Origin of the sequence: Streptomyces sp. NPDC048337 (assembly GCF_043201175.1) — a bacterium.
Taxonomy (GTDB): Bacteria; Actinomycetota; Actinomycetes; order Streptomycetales; family Streptomycetaceae; genus Streptomyces.
Window position 1 is genome coordinate 55,619 of record NZ_JBICYR010000018.1, and the last position, 18,387, is coordinate 74,005.

Below are 18,387 nucleotides of genomic sequence, written 5' to 3' on the forward strand. Positions count from 1 at the left end.
CATGCCGGACGCCTCCCGCCCCTCCCGTCTCACTCCACGGTCTGGCGGCCCTCGGGGCGGGCGCTGCACGAGCTGCGGAAGGAGCAGTGGTCGCACTGGCGGCCGGTGACGGGCGCGAAGCGCTCGTCGAGGACGCGGCCGGCGGCGGTGGCGAGCAGATCGCCGACCCACTCCCCCTCCAGCGGCTCCTGCGCCTGGATCTTCGGTTCGGCGGCGCCTTGGCGGAGCTGTACGAGCTCGGCGCCGCCGGGCGCGGGGCGCAGCCCGTCGAAGACCTCGTCGACGGCACCTTCGCGGACCGCGAGCTGGTACACGGCGAGCTGGGGGTGGCGCGCGACCTCGGCCTTCGTGGGCGCGGCCTTGCCGGTCTTGAAGTCGACGACGTACGCACGCCCCTGGGGGTCCGCTTCGACCCGGTCCATGGAACCCCGGATCCGGACGGCGTACTCGCCCGCTTCGAGGGTGACGTCGAACGCGTGCTCCGTGGCCACGGCGGCCCGGCCCCCGCGGTCGGTGGTGTGCCAGCGCAGGAAGCGTTCGAGGGCGGCGCGGGCGTTCTCCTTCTCCTGGGCCGATTTCCAGGGGGCGTCGAAGGCGAGGGCGTCCCAGACGGAGTCGAGGCGTTCCATGAGGACGGCCAGGTCGGCGGGGGTGCGGCCGGAGGCGACCTCGTCGGCGAGGACGTGGACGACGTTGCCGAAGCCCTGGGCGGCGGTGGAGGGGGCGTCGGCCTTGACCTCGCGGCCGAGGAACCACTGGAGGGAGCAGGTGTTGGCGAGCTGGTCCAGGGCGCTGCCGGAGAGGGCGACGGGGCGGTCGCGGTCGCGGAGCGGGACGCTGCTGCGGGTGGGTTCGTACAGGCCCCACCAGCGCTGCGGGTGTGCGGCGGGGACCAGGGGGCGGTCCTCGTCGTCGGTGAGCGCGGCGAGGCGGGCGAGGCGTCGGGCTGCCGCCTCGCGCAGGGCGGGCGAGGCGTCGGGGTCGACGGTGGTGGCGCGCAGTTCGGCGACGAGCGCGGGGACGGCGAGGGGGCGGCGGGGGCGGCCGGTGACGTCCTTCGGGGTGACCCCGAGCTCGGTGAGGAAGCGGGAGGGCTGGTCGCCGTCCTCGGCGGGGGCCTTGACGGCGGTGACGACGAGGCGGTCGCGGGCGCGGGTGGCGGCGACGTAGAAGAGGCGGCGCTCCTCGGCGAGGAGCGCGCCGGGGGTGAGGGGTTCGGCGAGGCCGTCGCGGCCGATGCGGTCCGCTTCCAGGAGGGAGCCGCGACGGCGCAGGTCGGGCCACAGCCCCTCCTGGACGCCGGCGACGACGACGAGGGACCACTCCAGGCCCTTGGAGCGGTGGGCGGTCATCAGCCGGACCGCGTCGGGGCGGGTGGCGCGGGTGGTGAGGGTGTCGGCGGCGATGTCCTCGGCCTCGAGCTGTTCGAGGAAGTTGAGGGCGCCGCGGCCGCCGGTGCGTTCTTCGGCGCGGGCGGCGGTGTCGAAGAGGGCGCAGACGGCGTCGAGGTCGCGGTCGGCGTTGCGGCCGGCGGCGCCGCCGCGGCGGGCGCTGCGCTCCAGGCGCTGGGGCCAGGGGGTGCCGTCCCAGAGGGTCCACAGGGCCTCTTCGGCGGTGCCGCCGCCCTGGAGCAGCTCGCGGGCCTTGCGCAGGAGCAGGCCGAGGCGCTGCGCTCCGCGGGCGTGGGCGGGGTCGTGCGCGGTGAGCCGTTCCGGCTCCGCCAGGGCGCGGGCGAGCAGGACGTCGGAGGGCGCGGGCACCTTGACGCCGGCGGCGCGCTCCTCGTCGCGCAGGGCGCGGCCGAGGCGCCGGAGGTCGGCGGCGTCCATGCCGCCGAGGGGGGAGGCGAGCAGTTCGAGGGCGGCCTCGACCGTGACGCCTCCGGCGGGGCCGGCAGGGTTCTCGGGGCCGGGCCCCGAGCCCGGACCGCCTGCGGCGGACACGCCGGTATCGCCCTGCGGGCCGGCTACGGGGGTCGTTCCCCGCCCGCCCGCCCCAGAAGTGCGAGCGAGCTCGCCCACCTCGGCGCCTCCGGCGCCCGGGCCGGCGGCCGCGGCCTGCGGCTCGGCCGGCATGGCCTCGTCGGCAGGCTCCGGCGCAGCCGGGCCGGGCTCGGCGGCTTCCGGCGCAGCCGGTACGGGTTCGGCCACCGCCCGCGGCCCGGCGGTCTCCGGCGCGGGCAGGCCCGGGGCAGCCGGTACGGGCTCGGTGGCGGCTGTGGCGGTGAGGCGGAGGGCCGTGAGGAGGGGGGATACGGCCGGTTCGTGGCGGAGGGGGGTGTCCGAGCCGCCGGTTTCGGCCGGGACGCCGGCCGTGATCAGGGCGCGGCGCATCGCCGGGAGGGTGCGGCCGCCGGAGCGGACCAGGACGGCCATGTCCTGCCAGGGGACGCCGTCCTCCAGGTGGGCGCGGCGCAGGATGTCGGCGATGTTGTCCAGCTCGGCGCCGGCCGTCGGGTACGTGAAGACCTCCACCCGGCCGCCCTCCCGTACCGGTTCCAGGTTGCGGTGGGCGCGGACCGCCGCCTGCGGGAGGCGGGGTACCGGCATGCGGGTCGTCAGGAGGCGGGTGGCGGCGAGGAGGGACGAGGAGGAGCGCCTGCCGACCGTCAGGGCGTGGACGGCCGCGCCCGGGAAGGCGGACTCGAAGTCGAGGATGTTGTTGATGTCCGCGCCTCGGAAGGCGTAGATCGCCTGGTCCGGGTCGCCGAAGGCGACGAGCGTGCCGCCGGGGCCGGTCAGCGCCCGCAGCAGCCGCAGCTGCGCGGCGTCCGTGTCCTGGTACTCGTCCACGAGGATCGCGTCGTAGGAGGAGGAGAGGGAAGGGGTGCGTTCCGCCAGGAGGACCGCGCGGTGGACCAGTTCCGCGTAGTCCAGGGTGCCCTGCATGTCGAGGACGTCCAGGTACTCGGAGAGGAACGCCGCGGCCGCCTTCCAGTCCGGGCGGCCGATCCGGTCGGCGAAGGAGGAGAGGGCGGAGGGGCCGAGGCCCAGTTCGCGGGCGCGGGCCAGGACGGCCCGGACCTCGTCCGCGAAGCCGCGGGTGGTGAGGGCGGCCCGCAGGTCGTCGGGCCAGCGGATGGAGCGGATCTGCCGCTGGCCCTCCAGGAGGGTGCGGACCATCACGTCCTGCTCCGGGCCGGACAGCAGCCGCAGCGGGTCGGCGAAGAGGTCGGTGTCCTGGTGGGCGCGGACGAGGCCGTAGCAGAAGGAGTGGAAGGTGGTGGCCTGCGGGGCCCGTGCGCCGCCGAGCCGCAGGGCGGTCCGGTCGCGCAGTTCCACGGCCGCCTTGCGGCTGAAGGTGAGGATGAGGATCCGGGCGGGGTCCGTGCCCGCCTCCACGCGGGCGGCCGCCGCCTCGACCAGGGTGGTCGTCTTGCCGGTGCCCGGTCCGGCCAGGACCAGCAGCGGTCCGCCGGTGTGATCAACCACCGCCCGCTGCGCTGCGTCCAGAACAGGGGGATCCACCCGTTCCGGCCCGGTGCGCACGAGGCGGTACGCGTCAGGGGTCCGCGTACGCCGCCGCTCGGTGCGCTCGGAGGAAGAGGTCATCACGTGAAGTGCCGGTCCTGGTGGGTCTGCCTGTGCCGCGGGCGCGGCCCCGGCCGAAGTCGAAGAGGCAACGCTACGGCAAGCCGGGGACCTCGCGCAGTTCCTCCGGGTCCCCCGTACGGTCCTTCGCACGCGCGCTCGACCGCCCGTGCGGGCCTCGTATGGCGGAAGCTGTCAGGTGTGAACCTCGTCGCGGTCCCCGTCGCCACCGTCGGCACCTTCGCCGTCCCAGCGGGCCCGGCGCATGTCGAGCCGGGGTTCGCCGGCCGCCGTCGTGCGCAGCGGGGTGGCCTCGGCCCGGTAGTGCTCCAGGGCGCGCCGCTCGCTGCCGGGCAGCGGTACGCCGTCCGCCCGCACCACGCGCCACCAGGGCACGGCTCCCCCGTACAGGGCCATCACGCGGCCGACTTGGCGCGGCCCTCCCTCGCCGAGCCATTCGGCGACGTCGCCGTACGTCATCACCCGGCCGGGCGGAATCCGCTCGGCCGCGTCCAGCACTCGCTCCGCGTACGCGGGCAGCTCCTCGCTCATTCGGCCCATGGTGCAGCACGTCGGCCGCCCGCCGACGGAAGGCGAGGTTCCGGACCGGCGCGCACCCTGATGCCCCGCTCGCCCGTCGGTCCGTGCCACCATCTTCCGGGCGGTGACTGGTGATACGTGATCAAGAAGAGACGGAAGTGACGACGAAGGAGCTGGGTGTGAGCCCTCCGGACGGCGCGACGGCGGACGACGACGCGCGCCCCGACGACGGTCCGGAGCACAGTCCGCAGCGCGGTCCGGCGGAAACGGGTCCCGAGGAGACCGGTCCCGGGGAAACGGGTCCCGAGGCCGCTCCGCACGGGCACGCCCCCACGGCCGCCGACCGGGTCGAGGTGGACGAACCGCTGCTCGCCGCCCGCGTCCACCGGCCGTCCGACCTCGTACGCCTCCTCGTCGGCATCCTCGGCATCGCCGTCGTGCTCGGCATCTCCGCCTTCGCCCACGGCACCACCGTCGGCCTGGAGGAGGACATCAACAAGGGCACCGGCCAGGCCCCGGACCTGCTGATCAAGGTCGCCGCGCTGGTGTCGAGCATCGCGGTGCTGCTGCTCCCCGTCGCCTTCGCCATCGAGCGGCTGATCAAGCGCGACGGGCTGCGCATCGCCGACGGCGTGCTCGCCGCCGTCCTCGCGCACGGGGTCACGCTCGCCACCGACCTGTGGGTCTCCCAGGCCGCCCCCGAGACCATCCAGGACGCCCTCACCCGTTCCGCCGGTGCCGGCGGGGCCCTGACCGACCCGGTGCACGGCTACCTCGCGCCCGTGATCGCGTACATGTGCGCCGTCGGGATGACCCGCAGACCGCACTGGCGCGTCGCCTTGTGGGTGGTGTTGCTGCTCGACGCGTTCACGATGCTGGTCAGCGGCTACACCACGCCCTTCTCGATCATCCTGACGGTGCTGATCGGGTGGAGCGTCGCGTACGGGACCCTGTACGCCGTCGGCTCCCCCAATGTGCGCCCCACCGGGCAGAACCTCCTCGCCGGACTGCGCCGGGTCGGCTTCCAGCCGGTCAGCGCGATGCGCGCCGAGACGCCCGACGGCCCCGAGGCCTCCGAGGTGAGCGACCGGGGCCGCCGCTACCACGTCACCCTGGAGGACGGCCCGCCGCTCGACGTCACGGTCGTGGACCGGGAGCAGCAGGCGCAGGGCTTCTTCTACCGGGTCTGGCGCCGGCTCACGCTGCGCGGCATCACCACCCGGCGCAGCCTCCAGTCGCTGCGGCAGGCGCTGGAGCAGGAGGCGCTGCTCGCGTACGCGGCCATCGCGGCCGGGGCGAACGCGCCGAAGCTGATCGCCACCTCCGAGCTGGGCCCGGACGCGGTGATGCTCGTGTACGAGCACCTGGGCGGCCGGACCCTGGACTCCCTCGGCGACGAGGAGCTCACCGACGATCTGACGCGCAACGCGTGGGAGCAGGTACGGGCCCTGCAGTCGCGCCGGATCGCGCACCGGCGGCTCACCGGGGACGCGCTGGTGGTGGATCGTTCCGGCAATGTGATCCTCACCGACCTGCGGGGCGGCGAGATCGCCGCGGGCGATCTGGTGCTCCGGATGGACATCGCGCAGATGCTGACGACGCTCGGCCTGCGGGTCGGCGCGGAGCGGGCGGTTGCCTCGGCGGTGTCGGTGCTCGGCCCGGACGCGGTGGCGGACTGCCTGCCGCTGCTCCAGCCGATCGCGCTGAGCCGTTCGACGCGGGCGACGCTGCGCAGGCTGGCCCGGGAGCGGGCGGACCGGCAGCGGGAGGCCGTCCTGGAGTCCTCGCGGGCGGCGAAGGCGGCGCGCGAGGCGGATTCGGCTTCGGGGAAGTCGGCCTCGGCGGCCGCCGACCGGAAGGCCGAGAAGAAGGCGCTGGACGACGCGCTGGAAGGGGCGCGGGAGGAGGACCTGCTGAGCCAGATCCGCCAGCAGGTCCTGCTGATCCGCCCGCAGGCGCCGGTGGAGCCGGCCCGGCTGGAGCGGATCCGGCCGCGGACGCTGGTGTCGTTCATCGCGGGCGCGTTCGGTGCGTACTTCCTGCTGACGCAGCTGGCCCACGTGGACTTCGCGAAGATCATCGGCGAGGCGCAGTGGGGCTGGGTCGGGGCGGCGCTCGCCTTCTCGGCGCTCAGCTACTTCGCGGCGGCGATGAGCCTGCTGGGCTTCGTACCGGAGCGGGTGCCGTTCCTGCGGACGGTCGTGGCGCAGGTGGCCGGGTCCTTCGTGAAGCTGGTGGCTCCGGCGGCGGTCGGCGGTGTCGCGCTGAACACCCGCTTCCTGCAGCGGGCGGGGGTCCGGCCGGGGCTCGCGGTGGCCAGCGTGGGCGCCTCGCAGCTGTTCGGACTGGCCAGCCACATCCTGTTGCTGCTGTCCTTCGGCTACCTGACCGGGACCGAGAAGACCCCGGAGATGACGCCGTCGCGGACGGTGATCGCGGGTCTGCTGACGGTGGCGGTGCTGGTGCTGGTGGTCACGGCCGTCCCGTTCATGCGGAAGTTCGTGGTGACGCGGGTGCGGGCGCTGTTCGCCGGGGTGGTGCCGCGCATGCTGGACGTGCTCCAGCGGCCGCAGAAGCTGATGACGGGCATCGGCGGGATGCTGCTGCTGACGGGCTGCTTCGTGATGTGCCTGGACGCCTCGATCCGGGCGTTCGGCGGCGGCCAGGCCATCAGCTACGCGAGCATCGCGGTGGTGTTCCTCGCGGGCAACGCGCTGGGCTCGGCGGCGCCGACGCCGGGTGGTATCGGCGCGGTGGAGACCACGCTGACGCTGGGGCTGATCGCGGCGGGGCTGGAGAAGGAGGTCGCGATCTCGGCGGTCCTGCTGTTCCGGCTGATGACGTTCTGGCTGCCGGTGCTGCCGGGGTGGGTGTCGTTCAACTTCCTGACCCGCAAGGAAGCGATCTAGCCTCCGGCTCGGTGTGCGGTTCCTCCGCGTCGGGCGCGTCACCGCTGCGGGGGCGCCGCCCCCACACCCCCGCGCCTCAAACGCCGGCGAGGCTGGATGATGCCGGCGTGACCGGGCGAGTGCGGCCCAAAGACCGGGGCTCCGCCCCGCACCCCGCTCCTCAAACGCCGGAGGGGCTGGATTTGGCCCCGCCGTCCTGCAGGTGCGGGCAGACAAAGCCGCGCCGGGCGGGCGGCATCAGCCAAAATCCAGCCCCGCCGGCGTTTGAGGCGCCGCCGGAGGCACATCCAGCCCCGCCGGCGATTGAGGCGCGGGGTCAGAGCGCCAGGGTCAGGGTCAGCAGGAGGGCCGCCGAGCAGGCGAGTTCGAGTGCGCCGATCAGGGGGGCGCGCAGGCCGCGGCCCGGGAGGGTGGCGGCTCGGGTCAGGTAGGCCGTGAAGGGGAGCGCCAGCCAGGGGGAGAGGGCGGCGGCCAGGGCGAGGGCCGCCGCGTGGTAGGCCACCGAACCGGCCCGGTACGCCCGCGAGTTCCGCTCCCGGATCATCGTCTTCACGTACGGGACCGTCCCCGCGAAGTACAGCAGGCAGGCCAGCGCGGCGGGCCAGGCCCCGGCCGGGGAGAGGTCGCCCAGGCGGGCCGCCACCAGGAGCATTCCGCACGCCGGGACCACCGCCGCCAGGCCGTTGGCCAGGGCCCGCTCGCGGCTCCGCCAGGCGTAGTACGTGTTCACCGCCACGAACGGTGTGGCGAGCGGGGCGGCCGCCCACAGCCAGGGGTGCAGGAGCGCCGCCGGGATGCCCGCCGCCGCGCACGCCGCCCCGAACACCACCGCCGGCCGCACGTGCCGCCCCGCCGACCGCAGCCCGCGCCTGCGCAGCCGGAGCCACTGCTGGGCGTGGAACGCCGCCGCGTACCCGAGCAGCCAGGCCGCGAACAGCGCCGCGTGAGCCCATCCCGGCCGCGGGGACAGCACCGTACCCACCACGAACGGGACCGTGAGCATCGCCCACGCCCCGTGCTGGTCCGGGATCCATGCCCTTGGTGCCCGTGATCCCTTTCCCCGTTGTCTCGCCACCGGTCCGCAGCCCCTCGCATTAATCGGCATTGATCCGCGTAATTTGCCGCCGCCCACGCGAAGTTGGGCATTTTCCAGCCTGCCAGCCGGTCGGCCCCCGAAATACCGGGAAGAGGTCACGGCCTCACGGGACCTTTGTCACCGGGTTCGCCTTTTCGACGGGCGTAGCGTCGAATCACCATCCTTTCTTTCCGGCCTGGAGGGTCGTTGTGCACGAGCGTCAGGGACACGGGGACGCCGCCGATTCACTGATCAAGGCGGGCAGTTTCTTCACGCGCGCCGAGGTGTCCGAGGACCTGCGCACCGTCCACCGGACCGGCGGCCGCGCCGCCGAGGCCTTCTACCGCGACCGCTGGAGCCACGACAGGGTCGTGTACTCCACGCACGGCGTGAACTGCACCGGTTCCTGCCGTTGGAAGGTCTACGTCAAGGACGGGATCATCACCTGGGAGACCCAGGCCACCGACTACCCCTCCGTCGGCCCCGACCGCCCCGAGTACGAGCCCCGCGGCTGCCCGCGCGGCGCCTCCTTCTCCTGGTACTCGTACTCGCCGACCCGCGTCCGCTATCCCTACGTGCGCGGCGCCCTGCTGGAGATGTACCGCGAGGCCAAGCGGCGGCTCGGCGACCCCGTCGAGGCCTGGGCCGACATCCAGGCCGATCCCGAGCGCCGCCGCGCGTACCAGAAGGCCCGCGGCAAGGGCGGTCTGGTGCGGGCGACGTGGGAGGAGGCGACCGAGATCGTCGCCGCCGCGCACGTGCACACGATCAAGGAACACGGCCCGGACCGCGTCGCCGGCTTCTCGCCGATCCCCGCGATGTCGATGGCCTCGCACGCCGCCGGCGCCCGCTTCCACTCCCTCATCGGCGCGCCGATGCTGTCCTTCTACGACTGGTACGCCGACCTCCCCGTGGCCTCGCCGCAGGTGTTCGGCGACCAGACCGACGTGCCCGAGTCGGGCGACTGGTGGGACGCCGCCTACCTGATGATGTGGGGCTCGAACGTCCCCGTCACCCGCACCCCGGACGCCCACTGGATGGCCGAGGCCCGCTACCGCGGGCAGAAGGTCGTCGCGGTCTCCCCCGACTACGCGGACAACACGAAATTCGCCGACGAATGGATGCACCCGCACCCCGGTACGGACGGTGCGCTGGCCCTCGCGATGGGCCACGTCATCCTCAAGGAATTCTTCGTCGACCGCGAGACCCCCTTCTTCGGCGATTACGTCCGCAAGTACACCGACCTGCCTTTCCTGGTGTCCCTGAAGGAAACCGGACAAGGCCTCGTCCCGGGAAAGTTCGTCACCGCCGCAGATCTCGGCCAGGACACCGGGAACGCCGAATGGAAGACCGTCCTCGTCGACGACGCGACCGGCGAGCCCGTCGTCCCGAACGGCTCCCTCGGCCACCGCTGGGGCAAGAACGAGACCCCCGAGTGGAATCTCGACCTCGGCGACACCGTCCCCCGGCTCACCCTCCTCGGGGAAGAGGAAGGGGAGAGCGCCGAGATCGTCCTGCCCCGCTTCGAGGACGACGAGCGCGGCGGCACCGTCCGCCGCGGGGTCCCCGTCCGCCGTCTCGGCGGCCGCCTGGTCACCACCGTCTTCGACCTGATGCTCGCCCAGTACGGGGTCGGCCGCGCGGGTCTGCCCGGCGAGTGGCCCACCGGCTACGAGGACGCCTCCCAGCCCGGCACCCCCGGCTGGCAGGAGTCCCTGACCTCGGTCCCGGCGGCCCAGGCCGCCCGCGTGGCACGGGAGTTCGCGCGGACCGCCGAGCAGTCGCAGGGCCGCTGCATGATCCTGATGGGCGCGGGAACCAACCACTGGTTCCACTCCGAGACCATCTACCGCTCCTTCCTCGCCCTGCTCACCCTCACCGGCTGCCAGGGCCGCAACGGCGGCGGCTGGGGCCACTACGTCGGCCAGGAGAAGTGCCGCCCGGTCACCGGCTGGGCCACCCTCGCCGCCGCCTCCGACTGGTCGCGCCCGCCGCGCCAGATGATCGGCGCGGCCTGGTTCTACCTGCACACCGACCAGTGGCGCTACGACACCCTGCCCGCCGAGGCGCTGGCCTCCCCGCTCGCCGAGGGCGCCTTCGCGGGCATGACCGGCTCGGACTGCCTGGCCGCGAGCGCCCGTATGGGCCGAGCGCGGCGAAGGCTTCCCGCGCGTCGAGGTCGGCATGCCGACCGTCTGCTCGGAGACCTGCGTGGGCCGGATGCGCTACCTCGGCGTGATGCTCTACGACGCCGACAAGGTCGCCGAGGCCGCCGCCGTGGCGGACGAGCACGACCTCTACCCCTCCCAGCTGGAGTGCTTCCTCGACCCGCACGACCCGGCCGTGATCGCCGCCGCGCAGAGCGGCGGCCTCACCCGCGAGTGGATCGAGGCCGCGCAGAAATCGCCGGTCTACGACCTCATCGCCACCTACCAGGTCGCCCTCCCCCTCCACCCGGAGTACCGGACCATGCCCATGGTCTGGTACGTGCCCCCGCTCTCCCCCGTCGTCGAGGCGGTCGCCGCCACCGGCGGCGACGGCGAGGACGCGGGCAACCTCTTCGGGGCCATCGACGCCCTGCGCATCCCCGTCGAGTACCTCGCGGCGATCCTCACCGCCGGTGACACGTACGCCGTCGAGGCGGTGCTGCGGCGCATGGCGGCGATGCGCGCGTACATGCGCAGGATCAACCTCGGCGAGGAGAAGGACGAGTCGATCGCGGCGGCCGTCGGCCTGACCGGCATCGAGATGGAGGACATGTTCCGCCTCCTCGCGATCGCCAAGATCGAGGACCGCTTCGTGATCCCGAGCTCGGCCCGCGCCGATGCCGACGCCCTCGCCGAGACGCACCCGCTGGAGGACTCCTGCCCCGTGGGCTCGGTGGGCGAGCCGCCCGTGATGCTCAACATCGGCCCGACGAGGAGGGCTTCGTGACCCCCGACGCGTACGTACGACTGGTGGCGGGCTGTGTCCTGCAGTACCCCGGCGACTACTTCCACGACGAACTCCCGCGGCTCCGTGCGGCCCTCGCCGGGGCGCCCGCCGAACCGGCCGCGCTGCTCGGCGCCTTCCTCGACGAGGCCGAGGCGCAGACCCCGATCGAGCTGTGCGCCCAGTACACCTCGACCTTCGACACCCGCAACCGGCGCTGCCTCTACCTCACCTGGTGGGTGGACGGCGACACGCGGCGCCGCGGGCTGTCCCTGGTCCGGCTGAAGCGGATCTACCGGGACTTCGGGCTGGAGTACGCGGGCGAGGAACTGCCCGACTTCCTGCCCGTGGCCCTGGAGTTCGCCGCCCGCGTGCCGGAGGCGGGCACCGAGCTGCTCCAGGAGCACCGGGCCGGGCTGGAGCTGCTGCGGCTCGCGCTCACCGAGTCCGGGTCCCCGTACGCGCGGGTCCTGGAGGCCGTCTGCGGGACACTGCCCGGGCCCTCCCCCGAGACCAGGGCCGAGGCGAAGGCGCTCGCGCGCAGCGGCCCGCCGCAGGAGCTGGTCGGCGCGGGCTCCCCGCTCGAACCTTTCGGCCCTGGCATCGACATGCCGCAGGACCTCCCGTGGCCCACGACACCCGAAAGGCAGACGGCCTGATGGACCTCCTCCTGTGGGGCGTACTCCCGTACGTATCGGTCGCGCTGCTGATCGCGGGCACGGTCTGGCGGGCCCGGTTCGACCGCTTCGGGTGGACCACCCACTCCTCCCAGCTGCACGAATCGCGCCTGCTGCGCATCGGCTCGCCGCTCTTCCACTTCGGCATGCTCTTCGTGGTCCTCGGCCATGTCGTGGGCCTGCTGATCCCGATGAGCTGGACCGACGCGATCGGGATCGGCGACCACGCCTACCACCTGCTGGCCGTCTCCACCGGCGCCGTCGCGGGCGTCGCGGCCGCCGTCGGCATCGGGATCCTGGTCCACCGCCGCTTCAAGGTCCCGGCCGTCCGCAAGGCCACGCTGCGCAGCGACCACCTGATGTACACCTTCCTGCTCGGCGCGATGGTGCTCGGGCTGACGGCGACGGTCCTCAACTCCACCGGGCAGACGGACGGTTACAACTACCGCGAGGGCATCTCGGTCTGGTTCCGCAGCCTGTTCACCCTCACCCCCGACTACCACCTGATGGCGGGCGCCCCGCTCGCCTTCAAACTGCACGTCCTCTTCGGCTTCACCCTCTTCGCACTGATCCCGTACTCGCGCCTCGTGCACATGTTCTCGGCACCGCTGCAGTACCTGTTCCGGCCCTACGTGGTCTACCGGCGGCGCGATCCCCGGCAGCTGGCGAACCGGCCCGCCAAGCGCGGCTGGGAGCGGGTCTCGTGACCCCGCGCACGGTCGTCCGCACGCCCCGGCACTCCGTCTCCGAGCGCCCGTTCATCGTCATCTGGGAGGCCACCCGGGCCTGCCCGCTGGCCTGTCTGCACTGCCGGGCCGAGGCGCAGACCGCCCGCCACCCCGCCGAGCTCGACGGGGCCGACGCCCGCCGCGTCATGGACCAGATCGCCGCCTTCGGCCGGCCGGGCCCGCTCTTCGTGATCACCGGCGGGGACCCCTTCCAGCGCACCGACCTCACCGACCTGATCACGTACGGGACCTCGCGGGGCCTGCGCGTCGCGGTCTCCCCCTCCGGCACCCCGACCCTCACCCGGGACCGTCTGCTCGCGGTGCGCGAGGCGGGGGCGGTGGCCCTGTCCCTCTCCCTGGACGGTTCGACGGCCGCCCGGCACGATGCCTTCCGGGGCGTGCCCGGGGTCTACGACTGGACCCTGGACGGCTGGCGGACGGCCCGCGCGCTCGGGCTCAAGGTGCAGATCAACACCACGGTCACCCGTAACAGCCTGGAGGACCTGGCCGACATCGCTGCACTGGTCCGGCGCGAGGGGGCGATGCTCTGGTCGGGCTTCGTCCTGGTCCCGACGGGCCGCGGCGAGCAGCTGGACTCCCTGACACCCGCCGAGATCGAGGACGTACTGCACTTCCTCTACGACTGCGGCTCGGTCATGGCGACCAAGACCACCGAGGGCCACCACTTCCGGCGGGTCGCGCTCCAGCGCACCGTCCTCGACGCGCGCGGGGAGCGGCCGCGGCTGGGGCCGCTGTACGGGCGCCTCTCGGCCCGCGCCGCGGAGCTGGGGCTGTTCGACGGGGAGCACCGGCCGGTGCGCCGCCCGCCGATGGACGTGTCCTCGGGCCGCGGCTTCGTCTTCATCTCCCACACGGGAGAGGTCCAGCCGAGCGGCTTCCTGCCCCTCTCGGCGGGGAACGTGAAGACCCGCCCGCTGACCGGGATCTACCGGGAATCGGACCTGTTCACGAAAGTCCGGGACCCTTCCCTCCTGCGCGGGAAGTGCGGGGCCTGCGAGTTCAAGACGGTCTGCGGCGGCTCGCGCTCGCGGGCGTACGGCTTCACCGGGGACGTCCTGGAAGCGGACCCGTACTGCGCGTACGAGCCGGGCAGCTTCCCGTACGAGACAGCTCTGACCAAAAGTACGAGCCGCTAGCACGCACACCCCCCATATCGTCGATGGGGGACAGGAGAAAACCATGCGTTCAGTAATCGTCATCGGTGGGGGCATCAGCGGGCTGGCCGCCGCCTGGCAGTTGCGCGGCCGGGCCGACGTCACCGTCCTGGAGAGCCACTCCAAGGTCGGCGGCAAGCTCCGCACCGGCACCATCGCCGGCATCGCCGTGGACGAGGGCGCGGAATCCCTGATGGCCCTGCGGCCGGAGGCCGTGGAGCTGGCGGCCGCCGTCGGCCTGGGCGACGCCCTGTGCGACCCGGCGCAGGCCCCGACCACCATCTGGACCAACGGAGCGCTGCGCCCGCTGCCCGCCGGGCACGTCATGGGCGTCCCGACCGATCCCCAGGCCCTGACCGGCACCGGCCTCCTCTCCCCCGAGGGCGTGGCCCGCGTGGCGGCGGAGGAGACCCTCCCCGCGACCCCCCTCACCGAGGACTGCTCGGTGACCGACTACCTCTCCTCCCGCTTCGGCCGGGAGGCCGTCGACCGCCTCGTCGAGCCCCTCCTGGGCGGGGTCTACGCCGGGCGCGCCGACCGCCTCTCGCTGCGCGCCGCGATGCCCCGGATCGCGGCGCTGGCCGAACAGGGCGCCCCCCTCCTGCCCGCCCTGCGCCGCATGAAGGCGGCGGGCGCCCCCCGCTCGGCCCCCGTGGCCGTCCAGGGCGTGGTCCGCGGCACGGGCCGCTTCCCCCAGGCAGTGGCACGGTCCTGCGGGGCCCGCATCCTCACCGGCACGACGGCCCGCGCGCTCCAGTGGACGGGCAACCGCTGGCGGGTCCAGGCCATGACGGCCGACGGAGCCCTCACCATGGAGGCTGACGCGGTCATCCTCGCCCTGCCCGCCTTCGCGGCGGCGGAGCTCCTGCGCCCCCACTCCCCGCTCGCCGAGGCGGACCTCTCGGCCATCCCGCACGCCTCCACCGCCGTGATCACGATGGCCTTCTCCCGGGCCCAGGCCCATTTCCTCCCGGAGGGCAACGGCTTCCTGGTCCCCCCGGTGGACGGCCACACCCTGAAGGCGGCCTCCTTCCTGTCGAACAAGTGGTCCTGGCTGGACACCTCGTCCCCGGAGACCTTCGTCGTACGGGCCTCCATCGGCCGCATCGGGGAGGACGAACTCCTCGCCCGCCCGGACCGCCACCTGGTCCGGGCCGCGATCGCCGAACTCCACCACGCGGTCGGCCCGATGGGCGAACCGCTGGCCACCCGCGTGACCCGCTGGGACCGCGGCCTCCCCCAGTACGGCGTCGGCCACCGCGACCGCGTCACCCGCATCCGCGAGGCGGCCTCGAAGCTCCCCGGCCTCGCCCTGTGCGGCGCGGCCTACGAGGGCGTGGGCGTGGCAGCCTGCGTGGCCACCGGCCGCACGGCCGCCCACCAAGTCCTGTCCGCCTAGCCACTTCCCGCCCCGGGGCTGGATGTGCCCGGCAAGCCTCAGTTCTCGTTGTGGATGATGTTCCGCCCGGCCTGGTAGGTCCGCCCGTTCCCGCTCGCCTGGGCATTCCACACGGTGGCTCCGGCCACGGGCTCAGCCTCCTGCTGCTGCGCCAGCCAGTCCAGGAGCTCGCGCAGGCGAGCGGCGGCCTCGGCCCGCTCCGCCTCGTCGAAGGAGTCGAGGAAGTCCTCGACCCGTACCTGCCAGGCAGCCTCCTGCCGCACCGCGACCCGCTCCGCGTCATCCGGCCCGGCGGCCTCCAGCTCCCGCTGGGTCCGGTCCAGGCGTTCGAGCACCGCGGGCACCCGCTCCCGCCCCAGCAGGGCCGCCACCCGGTCCCGGAACCCGGTCCACACATCGGTGCCCGCCGCCTGGACGACCCCCGCCCCCGTGGCCGCGGCCAGTGCCGTCAGCGATTCGGCCAACATCCGTCCCCCTCGGATCGGTTCCCGCTCGATTCCTCCGGCAGCGTACCCACCGGGAGACCTTCCGGCCCCCCGGATGGGTCATCGCGCGGGCGGCCCGGCCCAACGCCGCAGAGGATGGAGGCATGCCGAGAAAAGTCCTGCGGGTCACCGTCACCACCGCCCTCGTGGCCGCGCTGCTCACCACCGCCGCGTGCTCCGACGACGGCGACGGCAAGAAGACGAACGCCGGCGGAACCGAGGAGGCCCGGCCCCTCAAGTGGGGCGAGTGCGAGGCCCCCACCGCGGCGGAGGGCGGCGGCCAGGCCCCGCCCAAGGACTGGCAGTGCGCCACCCTCGACGTCCCGCTCGACTACGCGAAGCCCGAGGGCGAGACCATCCCGATCGCCCTGATCCGCGCGAAGGCCCGGGACAAGAAGAACCGCATCGGCTCGCTCGTCTTCAACTTCGGCGGCCCCGGCGGCTCCGGCATCACCACCCTGCCCGGCGCCGCCAAGGAGTACGAGGCCCTGCGCGCCCGGTACGACCTGGTCAGCTTCGACCCCCGCGGGGTGGGCCGCAGCGCCCCCGTCCGCTGCGAGGACGACAAGCAGCTGGACGCGTACTTCTCCGAGGACTTCACACCGGCGACCCCGGACCAGGAGAAGGTCTTCGTCGACAACATCCGCACCTACCAGAAGGCCTGCGAGAAGAACTCCGGGAAGGTCCTGCCCTACGTGGGCACCGAGAACGCCGCCCGCGACATGGACCGCATCCGCCAGGCCCTCGGCGACGAGAAGCTGCACTACTTCGGCATCTCCTACGGCACCGAGCTCGGCGGGGTCTACGCCCACCTCTTCCCGAAGAACGTCGGCCGGGCCGTCTTCGACGCCGTCGTGGATCCGACCAAGACCTCCGAGGGGGGCGCGCTCGCCCAGGCCAAGGGCTTCCAGCTCGCCCTCGGCAACTTCGCCCAGGACTGCGTGGACCGCGGCGACGAGTGCCGGCTCCAGGGCAGCACCGCGAAGGAGATCGAGGCGAACATCATCAAGCTGCAGAAGCAGCTGGCCGCGAAGCCGATCGCGGGCATCGGCGACCGGCAGCTCACCGAGACCTCCGCGACCAACGGCATCGCGCAGGCCCTGTACTCCAAGGAACTGTGGCCGCTGCTGGAGCAGGGCCTCGACGAGGCCGACGGCGGGCAGGGCCAGCTGCTGCTCGCCCTCTCCGACGCCCTCAACGGCCGTGACCAGCAAGGCCACTACAGCAACATCGGCGCCGCGAACACCGCGATCAACTGCGCCGACTCCAAGGACCGCTACACGCTGGCGGAGACCAAGGCCAAGCTGCCGGCGTTCCGGGCGGCCTCGCCCGTCTTCGGGGACTTCCTCGGCTGGGCGATGATGAGCTGCACCGACTGGCCGGTCACGGGCGCCTGGGAAACCCCGGACGTGTCCGCCCCGGGAGCCGCCCCGATCCTGGTGATCGGCAACACCGGCGACCCGGCCACCCCGTACGAGGGCGCCCGCAGGATGGTGGAGCGGCTGGGCCCCGGCGTCGGCGTGGAGCTCACGTACAAGGGCGAGGGCCACGGGGCGTACAACAGCGGCGACGCGTGCGTACAGAAGGCGGTGAACACGTACCTCCTGGACGGGAAGCCGCCCGCCTCCGGCGCGGTCTGCACCGCGGGGACGGCCCCGACCCCCACGCAGACCGGGGCCGCCTGACATGCCGAAGGGCCGTACCTCCGCTCGGGAGGTACGGCCCTTCGGTACGTGCTTAGTAGACCGGCTTCTCGGGCTCGATCTGGTGGACCCAGCCGATGACGCCGCCACCGACGTGGACCGCGTCCGCGAAGCCCGCGGACTTCAGGACCGCGAGGACCTCCGCACTGCGGACACCCGTCTTGCAGTGCAGCACGATCCGCTTGTCCTGCGGCAGGTCCTGGAGGGCGGTGCCCATCAGGAACTCGCCCTTGGGGATCAGCTTCGCGCCGGGGATCGAGACGATCTCGTACTCGTTGATCTCGCGGACGTCGATGATCTCGATGTTCTCGCCGTCGTCGATCCACTCCTTGAGCTGCTTGGGAGTGATCGTCGAACCGGCGGCCGCCTCCTGGGCCTCCTCCGACACGACGCCGCAGAAGGCCTCGTAGTCGATGAGCTCGGTGACGGTCGCGTTCGGACCGCAGACCGCGCAGTCGGGGTCCTTGCGGACCTTGACCTGGCGGTACTGCATCTCCAGGGCGTCGTAGATCATCAGGCGGCCGACGAGCGGCTCGCCCACGCCCGTGAGGACCTTGATGGCCTCGGTGACCTGGATGGACCCGATGGACGCGCAGAGCACGCCCAGCACGCCGCCCTCGGCGCAGCTCGGGACCATGCCCGGCGGCGGGGGCTCCGGGTAGAGGCAGCGGTAGCACGGGCCGTGCTCGGACCAGAAGACCGAGGCCTGGCCGTCGAAGCGGTAGATCGAACCCCACACGTACGGCTTGTTCAGCAGCACGCAGGCGTCATTGACCAGGTAGCGCGTGGCGAAGTTGTCCGTGCCGTCGACGATCAGGTCGTACTGGCTGAAGATCTCCATCACGTTCTCGGCTTCGAGCCGCTCTTCGTGAAGGACCACGTTCACGTACGGGTTGATGCCCAGTACGCTGTCGCGGGCCGACTCGGCCTTGGAGCGGCCGATGTCCGACTGGCTGTGGATGATCTGGCGCTGGAGGTTCGACTCGTCGACCTCGTCGAACTCCACGATGCCCAGCGTGCCGACGCCGGCCGCGGCCAGGTACATGAGGGCGGGCGAGCCGAGGCCGCCCGCGCCCACGGCCAGCACCTTGGCGTTCTTCAGGCGCTTCTGGCCGTCCATCCCGACATCCGGGATGATCAGGTGGCGGGAGTACCGACGGACCTCGTCAACGGTGAGCTCAGCAGCTGGCTCTACCAGGGGTGGCAGCGACACGGGGACTCCGTAGATGGGTATG

11 protein-coding genes and 2 pseudogenes are annotated in these 18,387 nt (G+C 73.2%); 8 read left to right on the forward strand and 5 right to left on the reverse strand.

Annotation, left to right across the window (positions count from 1 at the left end; translation table 11 throughout):
* Nucleotides 1-29 precede the first annotated feature (29 nt).
* Nucleotides 30-3,551, reverse strand: a complete 3,522-nt coding sequence (locus tag ACGFYU_RS26110) for a UvrD-helicase domain-containing protein (RefSeq protein ID WP_393829745.1) — start codon at nucleotides 3,549-3,551, stop codon at nucleotides 30-32.
* Nucleotides 3,552-3,725: 174 nt separating this feature from the next.
* Nucleotides 3,726-4,091: an MGMT family protein gene (locus ACGFYU_RS26115; RefSeq protein ID WP_393829746.1), complete on the reverse strand. Its 366-nt coding sequence runs from the start codon at nucleotides 4,089-4,091 to the stop codon at nucleotides 3,726-3,728.
* A gap of 110 nt (nucleotides 4,092-4,201) precedes the next feature.
* Between ACGFYU_RS26115 and ACGFYU_RS26120 the strand changes: the two genes are divergently transcribed.
* Nucleotides 4,202-6,979 (forward strand): YbhN family protein, encoded by a 2,778-nt coding sequence (locus tag ACGFYU_RS26120; RefSeq protein WP_393829747.1) that lies wholly within the window; start codon nucleotides 4,202-4,204, stop codon nucleotides 6,977-6,979.
* Nucleotides 6,980-7,295: 316 nt separating this feature from the next.
* Here the strand turns inward: ACGFYU_RS26120 and ACGFYU_RS26125 are convergent, their stop codons facing one another.
* A complete protein-coding gene (locus ACGFYU_RS26125) occupies nucleotides 7,296-8,084 on the reverse strand; it encodes a YwiC-like family protein (protein ID WP_393829748.1) in 789 nt (262 codons plus the stop codon).
* Between the two features lie 179 nt (nucleotides 8,085-8,263).
* On the opposite strand from ACGFYU_RS26125, the pseudogene ACGFYU_RS26130 reads away from it, so the two are divergent.
* From ACGFYU_RS26130 to hemG, 6 genes and pseudogenes are all read left to right on the forward strand, one after another.
* Nucleotides 8,264-10,201, forward strand: a pseudogene (locus ACGFYU_RS26130) (molybdopterin-dependent oxidoreductase); the annotation flags it as partial.
* 16 nt (nucleotides 10,202-10,217) lie between these two features.
* Nucleotides 10,218-10,988 (forward strand): annotated as a pseudogene (narY, locus tag ACGFYU_RS26135) (nitrate reductase subunit beta); the annotation flags it as partial.
* A complete protein-coding gene (narJ, locus tag ACGFYU_RS26140; protein WP_393829749.1) occupies nucleotides 10,985-11,644 on the forward strand; it encodes a nitrate reductase molybdenum cofactor assembly chaperone in 660 nt (219 codons plus the stop codon). The pseudogene narY and the gene narJ, both read left to right, overlap by 4 nt.
* A complete protein-coding gene (narI, locus tag ACGFYU_RS26145) occupies nucleotides 11,644-12,369 on the forward strand; it encodes a respiratory nitrate reductase subunit gamma (protein WP_393829852.1) in 726 nt (241 codons plus the stop codon). The genes narJ and narI overlap by 1 nt, the downstream gene beginning before the upstream one ends.
* Complete coding sequence (locus ACGFYU_RS26150) at nucleotides 12,366-13,547, forward strand: TIGR04053 family radical SAM/SPASM domain-containing protein (RefSeq protein ID WP_393829750.1); 1,182 nt, start codon at nucleotides 12,366-12,368, stop codon at nucleotides 13,545-13,547. The genes narI and ACGFYU_RS26150 overlap by 4 nt, the downstream gene beginning before the upstream one ends.
* A gap of 43 nt (nucleotides 13,548-13,590) precedes the next feature.
* Nucleotides 13,591-14,964: a protoporphyrinogen oxidase gene (gene hemG, locus ACGFYU_RS26155; protein ID WP_393829751.1), complete on the forward strand. Its 1,374-nt coding sequence runs from the start codon at nucleotides 13,591-13,593 to the stop codon at nucleotides 14,962-14,964.
* 38 nt (nucleotides 14,965-15,002) lie between these two features.
* On the opposite strand, the gene ACGFYU_RS26160 is transcribed toward hemG, so the two are convergent.
* On the reverse strand, nucleotides 15,003-15,431 hold the full coding sequence (locus ACGFYU_RS26160) for a hypothetical protein (protein ID WP_393829752.1): 429 nt from the start codon (nucleotides 15,429-15,431) through the stop codon (nucleotides 15,003-15,005).
* A 122-nt stretch (nucleotides 15,432-15,553) separates the two neighbouring features.
* Between ACGFYU_RS26160 and ACGFYU_RS26165 the strand changes: the two genes are divergently transcribed.
* On the forward strand, nucleotides 15,554-17,134 hold the full coding sequence (locus ACGFYU_RS26165) for an alpha/beta hydrolase (protein WP_393829753.1): 1,581 nt from the start codon (nucleotides 15,554-15,556) through the stop codon (nucleotides 17,132-17,134).
* A gap of 52 nt (nucleotides 17,135-17,186) precedes the next feature.
* On the opposite strand, the gene moeZ is transcribed toward ACGFYU_RS26165, so the two are convergent.
* A complete protein-coding gene (moeZ, locus tag ACGFYU_RS26170; RefSeq protein ID WP_393829754.1) occupies nucleotides 17,187-18,365 on the reverse strand; it encodes an adenylyltransferase/sulfurtransferase MoeZ in 1,179 nt (392 codons plus the stop codon).
* Nucleotides 18,366-18,387 lie beyond the last annotated feature (22 nt).

Bases quoted from the DNA above. Each gene is read 5' to 3' on its own strand.
- ACGFYU_RS26115 (WP_393829746.1), bottom strand. From the start codon at position 4,091: ATGGGCCGAATGAGCGAGGAGCTGCCCGCGTACGCGGAGCGAGTGCTG.
- ACGFYU_RS26165 (WP_393829753.1), top strand. From the start codon at position 15,554: ATGCCGAGAAAAGTCCTGCGGGTCACCGTCACCACCGCCCTCGTGGCC.
- ACGFYU_RS26125 (WP_393829748.1), bottom strand. From the start codon at position 8,084: ATGCCGATTAATGCGAGGGGCTGCGGACCGGTGGCGAGACAACGGGGA.
- ACGFYU_RS26110 (WP_393829745.1), bottom strand. From the start codon at position 3,551: ATGACCTCTTCCTCCGAGCGCACCGAGCGGCGGCGTACGCGGACCCCT.
- narI (WP_393829852.1), top strand. From the start codon at position 11,644: ATGGACCTCCTCCTGTGGGGCGTACTCCCGTACGTATCGGTCGCGCTG.
- ACGFYU_RS26160 (WP_393829752.1), bottom strand. From the start codon at position 15,431: ATGTTGGCCGAATCGCTGACGGCACTGGCCGCGGCCACGGGGGCGGGG.
- hemG (WP_393829751.1), top strand. From the start codon at position 13,591: ATGCGTTCAGTAATCGTCATCGGTGGGGGCATCAGCGGGCTGGCCGCC.